Annotated in this window: 16 protein-coding genes and 1 riboswitch; of the genes, 13 read left to right on the top strand and 3 right to left on the bottom strand. The window is 43.6% G+C overall.

Features of this window, described 5'->3' with window-relative positions; all coding sequences use genetic code 11:
- Nucleotides 1-188: 188 nt before the first annotated feature.
- The 9 genes from ACR63N_RS04160 (at nt 189) to ACR63N_RS04120 (ending at nt 9,353) form a co-directional block, all read left to right on the top strand.
- Nucleotides 189-1,328, top strand: a complete 1,140-nt coding sequence (locus ACR63N_RS04160) for an NYN domain-containing protein (protein WP_367103705.1) — start codon at nt 189-191, stop codon at nt 1,326-1,328.
- A gap of 3 nt (nt 1,329-1,331) precedes the next feature.
- Complete coding sequence (locus ACR63N_RS04155; protein ID WP_367107169.1) at nt 1,332-2,630, top strand: phosphoribosyltransferase domain-containing protein; 1,299 nt, start codon at nt 1,332-1,334, stop codon at nt 2,628-2,630.
- Nucleotides 2,631-2,812: 182 nt separating this feature from the next.
- Nucleotides 2,813-3,622 carry an HAD hydrolase family protein gene (locus tag ACR63N_RS04150; RefSeq protein ID WP_367107168.1) on the top strand — a complete coding sequence of 270 codons (810 nt, stop codon included), beginning with the start codon at nt 2,813-2,815 and terminating at the stop codon, nt 3,620-3,622.
- A 14-nt stretch (nt 3,623-3,636) separates the two neighbouring features.
- Entirely contained in the window at nt 3,637-4,806 is a 1,170-nt protein-coding gene (locus ACR63N_RS04145) for a cysteine protease StiP domain-containing protein (protein ID WP_367107167.1), read from the top strand.
- Between the two features lie 103 nt (nt 4,807-4,909).
- Complete coding sequence (locus ACR63N_RS04140; RefSeq protein WP_367103709.1) at nt 4,910-5,962, top strand: HpcH/HpaI aldolase/citrate lyase family protein; 1,053 nt, start codon at nt 4,910-4,912, stop codon at nt 5,960-5,962.
- A 16-nt stretch (nt 5,963-5,978) separates the two neighbouring features.
- Nucleotides 5,979-6,067: riboswitch (TPP riboswitch) on the top strand.
- A 55-nt stretch (nt 6,068-6,122) separates the two neighbouring features.
- Nucleotides 6,123-6,923, top strand: a complete 801-nt coding sequence (thiM, locus tag ACR63N_RS04135; RefSeq protein ID WP_367107166.1) for a hydroxyethylthiazole kinase — start codon at nt 6,123-6,125, stop codon at nt 6,921-6,923.
- 13 nt (nt 6,924-6,936) lie between these two features.
- Nucleotides 6,937-7,596 carry a thiamine phosphate synthase gene (thiE, locus tag ACR63N_RS04130; RefSeq protein ID WP_367107165.1) on the top strand — a complete coding sequence of 220 codons (660 nt, stop codon included), beginning with the start codon at nt 6,937-6,939 and terminating at the stop codon, nt 7,594-7,596.
- Nucleotides 7,593-8,375 (top strand): bifunctional hydroxymethylpyrimidine kinase/phosphomethylpyrimidine kinase, encoded by a 783-nt coding sequence (gene thiD / locus ACR63N_RS04125; RefSeq protein WP_367103712.1) that lies wholly within the window; start codon nt 7,593-7,595, stop codon nt 8,373-8,375. The genes thiE and thiD overlap by 4 nt, the downstream gene beginning before the upstream one ends.
- 33 nt (nt 8,376-8,408) lie before the next feature.
- A complete protein-coding gene (locus tag ACR63N_RS04120; protein WP_367107164.1) occupies nt 8,409-9,353 on the top strand; it encodes a DMT family transporter in 945 nt (314 codons plus the stop codon).
- Between the two features lie 7 nt (nt 9,354-9,360).
- On the opposite strand, the gene ACR63N_RS04115 is transcribed toward ACR63N_RS04120, so the two are convergent.
- Nucleotides 9,361-10,173, bottom strand: coding sequence for an alpha/beta fold hydrolase (locus ACR63N_RS04115; RefSeq protein WP_367103714.1), 813 nt, complete (start codon nt 10,171-10,173; stop codon nt 9,361-9,363).
- A 289-nt stretch (nt 10,174-10,462) separates the two neighbouring features.
- Between ACR63N_RS04115 and ACR63N_RS04110 the strand changes: the two genes are divergently transcribed.
- On the top strand, nt 10,463-11,260 hold the full coding sequence (locus tag ACR63N_RS04110; RefSeq protein ID WP_367107163.1) for an enoyl-CoA hydratase/isomerase family protein: 798 nt from the start codon (nt 10,463-10,465) through the stop codon (nt 11,258-11,260).
- Between the two features lie 145 nt (nt 11,261-11,405).
- Here ACR63N_RS04110 and ACR63N_RS04105 read toward each other — a convergent pair whose 3' ends face one another.
- Nucleotides 11,406-11,834: a DUF805 domain-containing protein gene (locus ACR63N_RS04105; protein WP_367107162.1), complete on the bottom strand. Its 429-nt coding sequence runs from the start codon at nt 11,832-11,834 to the stop codon at nt 11,406-11,408.
- Between the two features lie 192 nt (nt 11,835-12,026).
- Nucleotides 12,027-14,630, bottom strand: a complete 2,604-nt coding sequence (acnB, locus tag ACR63N_RS04100) for a bifunctional aconitate hydratase 2/2-methylisocitrate dehydratase (protein WP_367107161.1) — start codon at nt 14,628-14,630, stop codon at nt 12,027-12,029.
- 488 nt (nt 14,631-15,118) lie between these two features.
- Between acnB and ACR63N_RS04095 the strand changes: the two genes are divergently transcribed.
- The 3 genes from ACR63N_RS04095 (at nt 15,119) to ACR63N_RS04085 (ending at nt 17,476) form a co-directional block, all read left to right on the top strand.
- The gene (locus ACR63N_RS04095; RefSeq protein WP_367107201.1) at nt 15,119-15,514 is read left to right on the top strand and encodes a carboxymuconolactone decarboxylase family protein; all 396 of its coding nucleotides are present in this window, start codon (nt 15,119-15,121) and stop codon (nt 15,512-15,514) included.
- 162 nt (nt 15,515-15,676) lie between these two features.
- Entirely contained in the window at nt 15,677-16,720 is a 1,044-nt protein-coding gene (lipA, locus tag ACR63N_RS04090) for a lipoyl synthase (protein WP_367103719.1), read from the top strand.
- 288 nt (nt 16,721-17,008) lie between these two features.
- Entirely contained in the window at nt 17,009-17,476 is a 468-nt protein-coding gene (locus ACR63N_RS04085; RefSeq protein ID WP_367107160.1) for a GFA family protein, read from the top strand.
- Nucleotides 17,477-17,484 lie beyond the last annotated feature (8 nt).

The following is a 17,484-nucleotide window of genomic DNA, read 5'->3' as shown; positions in this document are numbered from 1 at the left end:
AGTTAAACTTACTAAATAGAATAAATTCTGTATTTATTATTACTTTAGTTATACATTATAGCAATGATTAGCACGAAACTATCCGATGAAAGACTAAATTTGACCGACAAACGCTAGAGGTTGATCTGAGCTTTAATAACCATCTAACGAATTAAAATATTATTAAAAAGACAGTTTGGGGAATAAGCATGCCAGCTCAGCTTAACAATATAGCAGTGCTTATCGATGCTGATAATGCCTCGGCAAAAAATATTGGCCCTATTTTAAAAAAGATAAATAAGCTAGGTCATATTACTTGTAAAAAAATTTATGGTGATTGGGGCAATGCGCATATACAAGGCTGGCAAGAAGCTCTGCGAACACACGTTATTGAACCCATGCAACATTTTGCTTATGTCAAAGGCAAAAACGCGACCGATATCGGTATCGTCATCGAAGCCATGGATTTACTGTATAGCAATGATTATGACGGGTTTTGTCTGATATCTAGTGATAGCGACTTTACTTCATTAGCACTACGTATTCGCAAAAATGGCGTTAAGGTGTTTGGCTTCGGTAAGCGTAATACTGTTGAGGCTTTTGCTCAATCATGTGACGAGTTTTATTACGTTGAAGATTTATTACCTACTGAAAAAAGCGCAAGTCCCACTAATACCAAACCTCAAGAGGTTATCAAAGCTACCAATATATCTGATCCAGCTCCAGTAAAAGTATGGGACAAAAACAGATTAAAATGCGACACTAAACTACTCAACAGCTTACGCGCCTCTATCATCGATCACCCTAAAGCAGATGCTCAGCGCTGGCTGAATCTGGGCTTGGTTGGTCTGGGTATCAAAAAGCATTACCCAGAATTTGATCCGAAAAACTACGGTTATGATAAACTGGCTGGCGTTATAAAAAATATCGATATATTCGAGATAAAGGCGGTAGAAACTTCCTTATATGTACGTGAGAAAAATTCTAAACAAGCAGCTAAAGCACTTACGCCTTCTGCTAATAAAGCGCCTGTACGTTTTACCACTGAGCAATTACAAACCCAAACTCAGCTAATCAACGTTTTAAACAAGCTGATCAAAGCAGACCCAAACGCTGATGAAGGATGGTCAAATATCTCCTATCTTGCCAGCCAAATTAAGCAGCACTATGCTAATATACAGCTCACTAAATATGGCTATAAGAAGTTTTCTGACTTAATTGCCGCTATAGATTTATATGATATGCGTCGTCAGAATAAAGTGATAGCTATTAAACTAAAGTCCCAAAAAACCGCGCCTATATTAACAATGAGCTACAAACCTTTTTTAGAACACATGGAGTACAACTAAGCGATGCCTGATATTGGAAATAACGCTACCTTAACTGATAATAATACTGAAAAACGCACCATCACTCTACCTCGCGGCACGCTTGAGCTCACTTATCAAACTAATATCAGTAATGGTAATAACAATTACGAGCTAGAAGATTTGCTCGGCTTTGCCCAGCGAATCAACCCCAAACGCGCGTTTTTATTCGTCTCTAAAATCTTAGGTCGTCATATTCCAGTATCGCCAAGTACCATGCGCCGCGCCTTTACCGATTTGGCAAACTTGATACCTGATTGTCTGCCTGCGCCTATATTAGTCGTTGGCATGGCAGAAACGGCGGTCGGACTATCAGCAGGCGTCCATCAAGCGCTTCAAACCCGCTACCCGAATGCTTTATTACTAAACTCCACTCGTCACGCCCAACATAACGAACAAAATACAGACGCTTTATTAACCACCTTTAGTGAAGACCACAGCCATGCCAGCCAGCATTTAATTTATCGAAGTGGCGATAAAATCACGCAAGCGCAATTACTCGCTAGTAAAACCTTGATCATGGTCGATGACGAAGCCTCTACCGGTAACACTTGTGTCAATGTGGTAACTGCGCTGCGTGACGCTGGACTGGATCAATTAGAACAAGTGCATTTGACGACGCTAGTTGATTGGTCTTTAGGTCGAAATCAAGGACAAGCTGGCGCAGACGATTCAAATAGCATGTCTAAACGTCTGCCAAACATTGACTTTTATCGCCATCATCTGCTATCTGGCGCGTGGCAATGGACGGATGCGCCCAATCCTAAACCGATTGTTATGCCCTCAGTCGATACTACCGAAGCTGGTAGTCAACCATTAGGTGATACCGGTAATTGGGGGCGCTTGCCGATCCTTGATAGTACAGATGGCTTTGTTAACTATTTAACGCATTTTCAACGAGCATTTGCACGTTTCAAAAGACAAACCAGTTTTGATAAAAGTCGATTACCAAAGCGGATTTTGGTCTTGGGCAGTAATGAGTTTGTGTGGTTGCCGTTTTTACTCGCAGAATGGTTAGAGTCTGAAACTAAAGCTGACGACTCTAAGACGAACACAATCGTTAGATTTAGTGCTTTAACTCGCTCGCCGATTGCGCTTGGCGGCGCGATAAATCGGATACTTAGCTTTAGTGACAATTATGGACTGGGCATGACCAATTTCGTCTACAACGTCGAGCCTAAGGATTGGGATTTGATTGTCTTATGTGTGGAGACGGCGACAAATAGTGTTGATAAACTGTGGCAGGATTTGGATAATGTGCTCGTGGTGGGGGTCGATGCCTGAATCCTTGATTTAGCGTAGGGTGCGGTTAGCGCAGCGTAACCCACCATTTAAACTTGATAAAGTTATAAAGCGGTGGGTTACGTATTATCTTGATTCTCTTCGAGAACTTGATAAAACTAACCGCACCCTACAAACCCACACCACTAATCTAATTAAATCCAGACTTATATCACGGATACCTTATGACCACCGCTTTCTTCGAGTCTCATTCAAATGTAGTAAAACCCTACGCCCTAATGGATTTAGACGACACCCTATTTCAAACCCAACGTAAAATTGATGCTTGGGATTTGCCTACCGCCAATACTGAAAATCTAATTTGTGCCACAGTAAATAAACAGGGTGAGCCGCTTAGTTTTATGACTCAGCGTCAAGCTGCCTTTTTTAATTGGTTACTTACTAGCACCGAGCTGATAGTGGTTACCGCGCGTGATCGGGATGAGATTAAGCGTGTCAAACTGCCCTTTAATAGCTGGCAAGTTTTGACCCATGGCGCAATCATTTTGACATCTGACGGCGAACTATTTGATAAATGGCAACAGCATATCTATAACAAGCTTAAGCCCTTGCAAGATAAATTGAGTCGGCTGAGCGAATTATTCGCTAAACATAGCCAAAATGCCAATAGTCATTTGCGCTTTACTCCACATGTAGACATCTTTAATAATGAAAAGTTAACTATTTACCTTGCTATCAAACATGCGCAAAAAGATCATCAAGCGCTAATCAAATTAGCAGCACAGCTACCGACGTTAATACGTGATTTCGAGCAAGATTTTTATGTGCATGTAAACGCCAATAATCTAGCGATTCTACCGCATGCTATTCATAAACGCCACGCCGTACAGTTTCTATTGGATAACCATTTAGATCATGAGCGGCCAAGCTTTGGTTTTGGCGATAGCTTGGCCGATTTACCTTTTTTACAACTATTAGACTGGTACGGTATGCCCAATCATGGTCAGCTGCATGGACAACTTGATACTAAATAATTTATAGAGTAGTTATGACTAATAAAATGACTCAAGCTTTAGAGAAATTTGGCTCAGGAAGCTATCTGCCCTCCGATGTCACCGTGCTCCTTGATATCGTGGATAAAGACGCGGTCGCTGATGTGCCGGTTAGCCAAAAAGAGGTACTGATTCAAAGCGGTCAGCGCCACTACTCCGATATGCTGACGCTGGAACAAGTACCAACAGCGAAGCATGAGCAGCTGTATCAGCAAGCACTTGAGCAAGGAGCGGATAGAACCGCAAGTGATATTGCTAATTTAGCTTATACGCTGCATGATATCTTCAACGAAGCAATTGACGATAAGCAGCCGCTAGTATTGGTTAGCTTAGTACGAGCAGGTTTACCAATTGGTGTATTGTTACAGCGTGCCTTAACAGATACGAATAGCGCTTATCGTTTGCCAAGTGTGCATTATGGCATCAGCATTATTCGCGATCGCGGTTTAGATACTGTCGCTTTGCAAATGATACTTAGTGCTTATCCAAACAGCCCTATCGTATTCGTTGATGGCTGGACCGGTAAAGGGGCAATTTATCAAGAATTAGCACGCAGTCTTGAGCCGTTTAACGATATGAATCACGCTAACTTTGTCAATATTTTTCATCGAGGCGAAAATGTTATACCACTACTTACTCTTGCTGATCCAGCGGGCGTCGCTTGGCTGGCAGCAAGCATCGATGACTGGCTTATTCCCTCAGGACTGCTCAATAGTACCGTATCAGGACTGATATCACGTACGCTATATACCGAGCCGCAATTGGGGCTACATCGCAGTGTATTTTATGATAACTTAGTAAGTATAGATCACAGTTTGGCATTTATCGATCATATCGATGCTGTACGGCAGCGCCTAACCTTACTACCGCAGCGTCTACCGACCTTTAAACAACCACGCTACCAAACCGCGGCTTTAATCGATGAATTGGCAACGTATTATCGAATTGATAATCGCAACCGTATCAAGCCAACTATTGCAGAAGCGACACGGGCGATACTGCGCCGCGATCCTGAACGTATTTTGCTTGCAAGTGCTGACCACCAAGATACAGTACTGCTACGTCATTTATGTAAGGAGCGCGATATTGCTATTAGTGTGTTAGGTGCTAAAATACTGCCCTACCAAGCCATCACCTTGATCAAACAGCGCATGACAGAGAGTTAGTTATCAGCTATCAATATAAGTGTTTGCTGTTCTTAGCTCTGCATGTTTGACCTTTATACTCATTCTAATCCCTATACTCATTACTATTTAGATAGCCGCTATTATGCCAGATAAACCATCCAGTCTTTATAATTATACTCAGTCCTATGAGCATCTCGTTACTGAGCGTCATGCGATGCTAAGGCCACAGACTCATCACCCGTATCAGCTGGGTGCTAGCCTTTATATGCCTGCCACTCGCGAAGATATTTGGCAAGTGATTAAGCGTGATAGATTGCCGACAATCAATAGTATTATTATTTGTTTAGAAGATGCGGTCAGTCATACTGATGTGGAGCTTGCCATGATACGCTTGCAAGAGCTGCTTGCTACTTGGGCGGCGCATGTCGATAGCATCAATGAGCCTTCAGAACCTACAGATGATCAAGCAAAGCAGCCGACGCGTCCTTTAGTATTCGTACGCGCGCGTAATCCTATAATGCTACAAAAGCTCGCGAACTTTAAGCATATTGAGCTGCTCGATGGTTTTGTATTGCCCAAAGTCGATATGTGTAGCTTGTCTGATTGGCGACTGGCTTGTCAAAATTTGAGCCGAGATCAACTATTGATGCCGACACTTGAGACAGCAGCTCTATTTGACCCCAATCATAATCAGGAACTGGCCATTGGTTTTAAAGAAGCTTTTAACCAGCCTGTCTTTGCGCTACGGATTGGTGGCAACGATTTATTTGCCGCGCTGCGCCTGCGTCGTCCCAAAAACAGTATCGTCTATGACACCCCAATTGGTACGCTTGCCTATCAGCTACTCGGCTGCTTTGTACCGCATGGTTTTTATCTAACAGCGCCCGTGTTTGAGTATTTAGATGAGCCTATGCTATTTATGCAAGAGCTTAATCGTGATGTTAGTTTGGGACTGGTGGGTAAAACGGTTATTCACCCCAGTCAAATTGCGCTAGTTCAACAAGCTTACTGCGTGCCAATGAGCATCTTAGATGAAGCACAAGCGATCCTGCATGAGGAAGCCAAAGCCGTATTTAAATACAACAATACTATGCTCGAGCCTGCCACACATCGGGCTTGGGCAACTGAGATCGTTAATCGCGCGCAAGTATTTGGTACGATTAATGATGGCAATATTGATTATAAACCGCTATAGTAATACCAGTAAATAACGTTATTCACAGGGGCGCCGTAAGGCTGAGACGTACCCTTTGAACCTGATCCAGATCATACTGGCGTAGGGAGTGTATAGCAATCATCATCTCTATCATGATTCTATGTATTTTCCTGCCCATCATTTTAACCATGGAGGGGAAATGCAACCGCAATTGATACATTCTTGTTTTACCTCATTTCGTAATACAGTACCTTTAGTACATAACATCACTAATTTTGTCGCTATGAATACCGCTGCTAATGTTTTATTAGCCGCTGGTTGTTCGCCTGCGATGGTGCATGCTTTCGATGAAGCACCAGAATTTGTGCATTTAGCAAATGCTCTCACCATTAATATTGGTACGCTATCTCCTGAATGGCTAGCCAGTATGCTTGCTACCGTCAAAGTCGCTCATGAATCAAATATCCCTTGGGTTTTAGACCCTGTTGCTGTCGGCGCTACCACTTACCGCCGGCAAAGCTGTGAGCAACTATTAGCATTCAAGCCCGACATTATCCGTGGTAACGCCTCAGAGATTTTGGCGTTAGCGGGTATGGGTAGTCAAAGTAAAGGCCCTGACAGCGGTGATACCGTGGAAGCTGCCAAAATAGCGGCTGAACACCTCACTCAATTTGCCAAAGTAGTCATCGTAACGGGCGAGATTGACTGGGTCACTGATGGCTTACAGCAATGGGCGATTCAGCACGGCGCACCTATGATGACCAATGTGACTGCAATTGGCTGTGCGCTAACAGCTCTTATCGGCGCTTTTGCTGGCGCTAATCGTGATCATTTGGCAGCGGCAGCAATCAGCGCTTTATGCTATTACGGGCAAGCGGGCGAGATCGCTGATACCAATGCTAAAGGGCCAGGCAGCTTTTATGTCGAGTTTTTAGATGCGCTTTATATCTTGGATGCAAAGACAGTTTCTAAAAACGCTAGAGTGACTGAACATAAATAAAAATAGGTGGAATATGACTAAACATACTACTCAAACGCTAAGCAAACCCAGCGATGCATTGAGCTTATATTTGGTGACCGATACTGCCATGTGCAGCCAGCGCGGCCTGATCGATACCGTTTGCGCCGCTATTGAAGGCGGAGTCACTATGGTGCAATTGCGCGACAAACACAGTAGCGATGAGGCGTTATATCGGATAGCTTGTCAGCTTAAAGAAGCGATCGCTGGACGCGTGCCGCTGGTACTCAACGATAGAGTGCATATTGCCAAAAAAGCTAAGCTGGATGGCGTACATTTGGGTCAGGGTGATATGTCCATCACTAAGGCGCGCTCATTGTTAGGCGCAGACGTTTGGCTGGGACTGTCTATTAATACGCTAGAGGAATTAAAAGTCGCCCAATCAAATCATCTTACGCAGCTAGATTATTTTGGTGTGGGTCCTGTGTTTGCCACTCAAACCAAGCGCAATCATGCTACTCCTATTGGTATAGAAGGTCTAGCAAAGTTAGTCGCTGCAAGCCAGCTGCCCACTGTCGCCATTGGCGGTATTGATCAAAGTAATGCGGCGCAAGTCTATGGTTCAGGGTGTAATGGTATCGCTGTGGTATCTGCGATTTGTGCGGCGCAAAACCCTCAAGTCGCTGCTAAAAACTTATTAGGAGAGCAAGTATGATCCCTAACATTTTATCTATCGCTGGTACCGACTGCACGGGCGGCGCGGGTATTCAAGCCGATATCAAAGCCATTAGTGCCAATAGCGGCTATGCGATGAGCGTCATTACTGCGGTAGTGGCACAGAACACCCAAGGCGTGCAGCAGATCCAAATGATGTCCACCGAGATGGTACGCGCGCAGCTTGATTCTGTATTTAATGACGTACGTGTCGATGCGGTCAAAATTGGTATGCTTGGCACAGCGGAGATTATCCGCTGCGTCGCTGACGCTCTAAAAGCCTACCAGCCCAAAAAAGTCGTCCTCGATCCAGTAATGGTCGCCAAAAGTGGTGATCGTTTGCTTGATGCCGATGCGTTATCAGCAATGCGTGAGCTATTACCACAAACAGGGCTTATCACCCCAAATTTGCCAGAAGCAGCTGACTTACTTGGGGTAACAGAAGCTAAAAGCCGCGAGGAGATGATCACCCAAGCCCAGCAATTGGCAGTGCCAACGTTTTTAAAAGGTGGTCATCTGCAGCAGGATGAGTCGCCAGATCTCTTGAGCACTGACGGACAACTGCATTGGTTTGAAAGCGCGCGCATTAATACCAAAAACAGTCATGGTACCGGCTGTACCTTATCAGCAGCGATCGCAACCTACTGGGGGCGCGGCGATGCGCTTGAAGTGGCTTGTGAGAAAGCCAAAACCTATCTCACAGGTGCACTGCGAGGCGCAGATAAGCTCGATGTCGGACAAGGACAAGGTCCTGTGCATCATTTTTATGAGTTTTATTAGAGCATGTTAAACCTTCATAAATAGGCACTACTTATGTCAAAAAAAGGATTGCCCTCTCCCTACGTCATGTTGGTATTAGCACCGCTGTTTTGGGCAACCAGTAATGTCACCGGTAAGTTGGGTAAAGGCTGGCTGACGCCTTATGAGATGACGTTCTTTCGCTGGTTTATCGCGACACTCATTTTATCGTTTTTTGCACGTAAGTTTATCCGTCAAGATTGGCCCGTGATCAAACAGCATTGGCTGTGGCTGCTTATTGTTGGTGGTAGTGGTTTTGCTTTATTTAACATCATACTGTATAGCGCGTTCTCGTTGGGCGCAAGCGTGGTCAATGTCTCTATTATTACGGCACTTATTCCCTTTGGCGTGATTTGCTTTAGTGCTTTTATTTATAAAGACCAGCCTCATTTGTTGCAATGGCTTGGCATAGGCATCGCTTTTATGGGTGTCATTTGGATCCTTACTCAAGGGCAACCACTGGCTTTGGCACAGTATAATTTTGCTTTAGGCGACTCTTTGGCTCTGCTCACTACAGGGATTTATATCGCCTATTCGATTGCACTGCGTCATGCGCCCAATATTCATTGGGCCAGTATGATCTGGGCTATGAGTTTGGCAGGTTTAGTCGTAGCTATACCTTTTTATGGTTATGATTTGACTCAAAATGGTCTACACTTCCCCGATTGGCGCGGCTGGCTGATGCTGCTTTATATTGCCGTGTTTATCTCTATCATATCTAAGCTATTTTATATGGAGAGTGTGATTCAAATTGGTGCCAACCGTGCTGCTCTGGCGATGAATTTACTCCCCGTGTTTGGGGCGGTGATGGGCGTGTTGTTCTTTAAAGATGAGGTGATGACAGTCAATCATATCATTGCTTTGGGACTAGTGATTATCGGTATTGTATGTTCAGAGTATGGAGCCATACTCAGGCGTAGATATCCACTTGAGCAAGCTCCACATTCAGCAAAGACCTAAAACTGCTTTATTGGATTAGCTCCAAAAACTTACTAATAACTGTATTTACCTGTTTAGGCTCTTCCACTGTTGCAGTATGACCAGCGCCTTTAATGACCGCAAGCTTGGAGCCTGTAATCGCAAAATGCATACGTTCAGACTTGGCATAAGGCGTAGCGGCATCTTCATCACCAACTATTATCAAAGTAGGCGTGCTAATTTTATCAAGCTGCTCATAAACGCCTGAGCGTTCAATTACACCCATAGTAGCTTTAACCACGCCCACTTTATGATTACTTTGTATTTGCTCAAGCCATTCTTTGCATTCAGCTTTACGTGATTTATCTTTTAAAAAGGTAGTACCAAACATAATCGGCATTACCTTTTTGCTTATCCGCTTCATCCCAAGCCAGCGAATAGCGCTTACTAGCTTACGATACTTTGGGACGTTGTCAGGATCTTCCGGATCAGCTGACGTTTCAAGGAGCATCAGCGATAAGAGACGCTCAGGATGGTTGATGGCGATACGCTGCGCAATAAAACCACCCATCGATAATCCCACAAAGTGACACTGATCAATATTCAAAGCATCGAGTAGCTCCAGAGTATCTTTGGTCAAGGTGTCCATATCGTAGCCAGACTTGGTAATCTGCGATTGTCCCTGCCCGCGAAAATCAAAAGCAATGCAGCGATAGTCGTCTTGAAAATAGGCTACTTGCTTGTCGTACATTCGAGTACTCCATAGCAGACCATGCGCGAATACTATTACAGGCTTTTGCTGGTCATTAGGCGCGCTATCTTCATAATAAATAGTAGCCTTATTGATCTGAATCTGGGGCATAGTCGTCTCCTTATCTAGTGATGGTTTGGGGAAAACAGTTGTTAGATAAACTTTAGTACTTAACTGCTTTAGCATAGGTCAACTGTTATATATTTCATAGCGATATTTCTGACTCACTATTTAACCAGACTTAAATACGCATTGAAAGTAAGGATTTATTACCTACTCGTGTATCTTTAATATTAATATGGCTTATGCGCTCACAAAACTAGCTTTTATAATCATCCTAGACTGATATAGTAACTATTAATTGCTTGTATCAAATTGAACGTTTATGAGAGTTGAGTCTATGTCAAAAAATCTAGTTGAATACCAAACTGATAGCCACATCGCTATTATCACCATGAACAATCCAAAAACCTTGAACGCCTTTAGTACAAAAATGAAAGTGGCGATGATGGAGGCGCTTAATAAAGCGGATGATGATAAGGAAGTACGAGTAATCGTGTTACAAGGCGCTGCCAACAATTTCTCTAGCGGCGGCGATATCGGTGAGATGCTTGACGGTGGTATGGAAACTGACGTGTTAACAAACAAGATTGATTTTATGTTAAAAGAAATCGCTGAAGTGAGCTTAAAACTGCGTGCTATTCATAAGCCCATCATTGCTAAATTAGAAGGCGCGGTCGCGGGAGCGGCAATGAATCTGGCGCTGACTTGTGATTTTCGTATTGCCGCTGACAATGCAAAATTCGTGCAAGCCTTTGTTAATATCGGTTTAATTCCAGACGCTGGAGGCACTTACTTATTGAATCAATTGATTGGTGCGGCTAAAACCACTGAGCTGATTATGCTTGGCGATAAAATAACAGCAGATGATATGGCACGTTTAAATTTGGTCAATAATGTGGTCAGTAGCGACGAGCTAGATGCAACAGTACAGGCGCTTGCCATGCGATTGAGCAATCTGCCCGGAAAAGCACTGGCATCTATGAAACATATGGTGAACGTTCATGCATTTACTGGACTCAATGAAGCGCTCGATATGGAAGTCGATCAGCAAAACATGATGGCGGTCACCGATGACTTTAAAGAAGGTATTAGCGCGTTTATGGAGAAGCGTAAGCCAGTTTATCAGGGTAAGTAAGTCCTAAAAATACCCTTTATTTTGGCAAAAGTTTATTAATAAAGGGTTTTTGGGTTCTTAATAGTTAAACACTATATTTTGATTTTAAATGATATGTTTTGGCTGTATTTTTAATATTATCTAAAATTAAATAATAATCTCAAGCTTACTTTGCTGGCGGACCCCATTGATTGGTTTCACGCTTGGTATCGCCAGCCATAAACACTAACAATATAATACCGCCTATGAGTGGTACAAACGATATCAAAAACCACCATCCTGAACGACTGGTATCATGTAATCTACGAATACCAACCGCGGTACTAGGCAAAAAAAGACCAAGAGCGATGACTACATAGAAAAGTCCTGTTTCTGAACTAAATATTATGGCATCTACTGTCATTGCAAGGATCGTTAAACCTAAGTGTACTAAGAAAAAATACCAAAATTCTTTACGGCGAGCGCGACCAGAGAAGTTAACATAGTTTCTCAAGCCTTTTTTAAACCAATCAATAATCCCGTAGTTTGCTTCTGCAGCATGATTATTATTGAGAGTATTCTGTGGTAAGGGTGGCGGCGTCGCTTTATCAAGCATATTTTAATTTCCATATTGATAATTTTTAGAACAAAGTTGCTCACTAAAAATAAGCGAACGCTTTTGATTATAATTACTCAATAAAAGTTTGCAAACACTTATTAATATTCTTGAACTATTAAAACAATAAAACCCCGCATTATGACGATACGGGGTTTATTTTTATCTTATTAACTAGCTTTAAAGCAAATATTAAGTCAACTGAGCAACGTTAATCTTATCCGCTTCTTCAGTGTACTCTTCCATACGGTCGAAGTTCATGTACTGATACACTTCTTCGCCCATGCTGTTGAGCATGCCAGCGTATTGCTGGTATTCATCGTTAGTTGGCAATTTACCAAGTACCGCTGCCACTGCTGCAAGCTCTGCAGAAGCAAGATATACATCAGCGCCTTGACCTAGACGGTTCGGGAAGTTACGGGTAGAAGTCGATACCGCAGTAGAGTTCGGTGCGATACGTGCTTGGTTACCCATACATAGTGAACAACCAGGCATTTCAGTACGAGCGCCGGCTTGAGCGTAGATGTTGTAATAACCTTCTTCCATTAATTGACGCGCATCCATCTTAGTAGGTGGCGCAATCCATAGACGAGTTTTGAGGCTACCTGCTGGTACGTCTTGTAGCAGTTTACCTGCAGCACGGAAATGACCGATGTTGGTCATACATGAACCAATAAATACTTCATCAATGGTATCGCCGGCGACGTCAGCCAATGTTTTTGCATCGTCTGGATCATTCGGGCAGCAAAGAATCGGCTCTTTAATCGTGCTCATATCAATAGTCATGTCGATGGCATATTCTGCATCTTCGTCAGCACGCATAAGGCTTGGGTTCGCTAGCCACTCTTGCATTTGCTCGATACGACGGCTGATAGTACGTGCATCGCCATAACCTTCTGAGATCATCCACTTAAGAAGGGTGATGTTTGAGTTTAGGTACTCAGTCACTGAATCTTCAGACAATGTGATGGTACAGCCAGCAGCACTACGCTCAGCTGACGCATCAGATAGTTCAAACGCTTGCTCAGCCGTTAGGTCTTCTAAGCCTTCGATTTCAAGGATACGGCCGTTGAACTCGTTGATTTTGCCTTTCTTATCGACAGTCAAGTAACCTTCTTTAATCGCTTGATAAGGAATCGCGTGGACTAAGTCACGTAGCGTGATACCAGGCTGACGTTCGCCAACGAAGCGGACACGGACAGATTCAGGCATATCAAGTGGCATAACACCAGTCGCTGCTGCGAATGCAACCAGACCAGAACCAGCTGGGAACGAGATACCCATTGGGAAACGAGTATGCGAGTCACCACCAGTACCAACGGTATCTGGAAGTAGCATACGGTTCAACCACGAGTGAATGATGCCATCGCCCGGACGTAAGCTGACGCCGCCGCGGTTCATGATGAAGTCAGGTAGAGTGTGCTGAGTCTCAACGTCAACTGGCTTTGGATAAGCAGCCGTATGACAGAATGACTGCATCACTAGGTCTGCTTGGAAGCCCAAACATGCCAAATCTTTTAGCTCATCACGAGTCATCGGACCAGTAGTATCCTGACTTCCTACAGTCGTCATCTTCGGCTCACAGTACATACCCGGACGTACGCCTTGCAGGCCACAAGCTTTACCAACCATTTTTTGTGCAAGGGTAAAGCCTTTACCAGTATCAGCCGGCTCTTCTGGCTTAGCAAATACGTCTGAATGACCAAGACCCATGTACTCACGAGCACGATTAGTCAAACCACGACCAACGATTAATGGAATACGGCCACCAGCACGAACTTCATCAAGCAATGTTGGTGAATTTAGCTTGAACGTTGACAATACTTCATCAGAGTCATGCTTAGTGATTTTGCCTTCGTACGGATAGATGTCAAACACATCACCCATGTTTAGGTTATCAACCGCTACTTTTTCGATTGGTAATGCGCCAGAATCTTCCATAGTATTGAAGAAGATAGGAGCGATGTTGTTACCTAATACTAAACCGCCACCACGTTTGTTTGGCACGTTAGGAATATCTTCACCCATCAGCCACAGTACTGAGTTGGTCGCAGACTTACGGCTAGAACCCGTGCCAACCACGTCACCAACATAAGCGAGTGGATGGCCTTTTTCTTTTAGCGCTTCGATCTGCTTCATTGGACCGACAACGCCCTCTTCGTCAGCAGTGATACCGTCGCGAGAGTTTTTGTGCATGGCTAATGAATGCAATGGGATATCAGGACGGCTCCACGCATCTTGCGCAGGAGACAAATCATCAGTGTTGGTTTCGCCAGTCACTTTAAACGTCGTGTAAGTGGTCTTTTCTGGTACAGCATCACGGTTTAGGAACCATTCAGCGTCAGCCCAAGACTGCACGACTTCTTTTGCAATGTCATTACCAGCTTCGGCTTTTTCAGTGACGTCATTGAATGCGTCAAATACCAGTAGCGTTTTTTTCAACGCTTCAGCAGCGTCTTGTGCAACATCAGCGTCATCTAGTGCAGCAACCAATGGCTGCACGTTGTAACCACCTTGCATTGTGCCTAGGATTTCAACGGCTTTTTGCTTGCTGATAAGTGGTGATGATGCTTCACCCTTAAGGATAGCGGCTAAAAATGCAGCTTTAACGTAAGCAGCTTGGTCAACGCCAGCAGGAATACGGTTTTCTAGCAGGTTCATCAAGAACTCGTCTTCGCCTGCTGGTGGGTTTTTTAATAGTTCAACCAACTCTGCTACTTGTTTCTCATTTAGTGGTAGCGGTACAGTTCCTAGCTCAGCACGTTCTTCGACATGTTTACGATAAGCTTCTAACACAATAGTCGTCCTCGTCAGTTGGGGGATTAGCACATTACGTGGGTAGTCAGTATGACAGCCTGCGTCTATGTACTAGGTGGAATAATTATCCGTGCAATCATAGCTTAAAACGCTCTAAATGTTAATGGTTCAGCCTTTAAAAGGCTCATAATAGGGCCATATTGGACATTTATTATAAAAATAGTACCATCAATAATATGATTGACTACCTTTGTAGAACCCATATTCAGCTTATAACTCTTGTCAAACACATCTTGATTTATGGTTAAACAAATACCGTGCGACTGCTATACTCTTTTGTAAGATATTATTTTATAAAATATCATCTTGCAAATATTGTTTGGAAAAACATCGCTTAGAAAAATAGCGCTTGAAAAAATAGCTTTTATTAGCCATATACTAAATGAGTAAGTATTAGGGATGACGATATGGACAGTAGTGATATGGAAAACCACGACATAGAAAACAGCAACATTAAAAACAATGAGATGAAGAATAACGCTAATTATCAAAACGGTCTCAAGGTTCGTACTGAAGTCATGGGCGAGGCACATGTCAAACGCTCGCTTGATAACGCAACAGGATTTACCCAACCGTTACAAGATTGGATCATTGAAAACGCTTGGGGCAGTACATGGCAAGATGATTCAGTATTACCGCGCAAATACCGCTCCTTAATCACCATCGCCTTTTTGATTGCGCAAAAAAGCCCAACTGAGCTAAAAGGTCATATCCGAGGTGCCATTAATAACGGTGCCAGTGTCGCTGAGATTCGAGAAGTATTAATGCATAGCTTGCCATACTGCGGTGCACCTGCCACCCAAGAAGCGTTTCGTGCTGCTATAGAAATACTGAATGAGTTGGACATTGACATAGATATTTAAAACTATGGTAATCAGACCAATCGTAGTAGTCTTAATAAGGTCAGTTAGACAGTATTCATTGAAAATTAACGCCTAAATTTCTGCTATAATATCTCAACTCATAAAACATTTTAATAATTCCATAAACCCTTATACTACAAAGGGTTAAGAGATAATTTAATTATGACAACTGCTGTACAAACACATGTGCCTGCTGCTAAGGTCAAACCTAAAAAAGCCATTCAGGGCGAAAAGCTACGCGGCTACGATAAAGTTGCGCGTATCCCAATTAAGGTAATCCCGACAGTCGAGGCCAAGAAAAAGCCAGATTGGATTCGGGTTAAGATGTCATCGCCTAGCGAGGTGGCGCGTATCAAAGCCACCTTGCGTGAGCAAAAGCTCTATACCGTCTGTGAAGAAGCCGCTTGCCCTAACCTGCCGCAGTGCTTCGCTGATGGTACGGCGACCTTTATGATTATGGGTGATATCTGTACCCGTCGCTGTCCGTTCTGCGACGTCGGTCATGGTCGTCCGAATGAGTTGGATAAGGATGAGCCGCGTCATACTGCCGAGACTATTCAAGGCTTAGGTCTTAAATATGCGGTCATCACCTCGGTGGATCGTGACGATCTCAAGGATGGCGGTGCGGCACATTTCGTTGAAGTTTTGAATGAGTCGCGTGCCCTTAGTCCGAACTGTTTGATTGAGATATTAGTGCCAGATTTCCGTGGTCGTATGGATATCGCGCTAGATTTATTGACCGAGACGCCGCCTGACGTCTTTAACCATAATATTGAAACGGTTCCGCGTCTGTACAAAGCCTTCCGTCCCGGCTCTGATTATCAGCACTCGCTAGACTTGCTCAAGCTCTATAAAGAGCGTCGCCCTGATATCGCTACTAAGTGTGGTTTTATGGTTGGCCTTGGTGAGACAGAAGAAGAGATTTATGCCCTGCTCGATGATTTAAAAGCGCATAATGTCGATATGATTACGATCGGCCAGTACTTACAACCTAGCAAAAATCATGCGCCAGTTGATCGTTATGTGCATCCAGACGAGTTTCAGCGTTATATGGATTATGGTAAAAAGATAGGCTTCTTTAGTATTTGGGCCGGTCCCATGGTACGCTCAAGCTACTTTGCTGATCGCCAATACTACGGCGAGGATTGCCCTGCACCTATTCGTAGCAAAAAGGCACTTGAGGCAGAAGGTAAGCTTGGTTGTTAAGTATTTGATAGTGATGAACAAAAAGGAGACCTACTAAGGTCTCTTTTTTTATACTTCTACCGTTTTACTGAATTATACTAGTCAGCTAGTGCTATATTTTACATAGAACTTCGCTTTCAACTATTTAAGATTATTTGCGTAGGCTGTGGCTTTAGCCCAGCACTATAACTCTGCGAAAGAAAATTGCTGGGCTAAAGCCACAGCCTACGATGGTTTATACTAAGTTGAGAGTCAGGCGAATATAATAAACCAATACTTCTCTTACTTCTTATTAAAAAGGATTTACCCATGAGCGACAACTTCACCTCGCAAGAAGGCTCTTGCTCCTGTTATAGCAATACCTATACGATCAACCATACCCCTGTTGCTCGTTTTATCTGCCACTGTACAATTTGTCAGGACTATACGGGAAAAGCTTATAATGATGTGACAGTTTTGCTTAAGTCAGATGTCAGCGAACTCAACATAAATAAAACCCATTTTCGGCGCTGGAAACTGCCGCCAAATATTAGTCGCGGCCTTTGTAAATATTGTCACAAACCTAGTATAGAGATGGCAGTGGCTGGCAACCTTTTATTAATACCGACGGACAACTACCCAGATATCGCCGCCCTACCTGAGCCGACCATGCATCTGTTCTATAATCGCCGCGTAGAAGATATAGAGGATGAGCTGCCTAAGTACGAAGGCTTTGTGCAAAGCCAGACGATGGTAGCCAAAGCGCTCGCTCAAGGGTTGTATAAGAGAGTTACATAAGCGTTAAT

This window comes from Psychrobacter sp. M4 (assembly GCF_055699795.1).
Note: the sequence above shows the minus strand (reverse complement) of the source record. Positions and strands in the feature narration are given on the sequence as shown.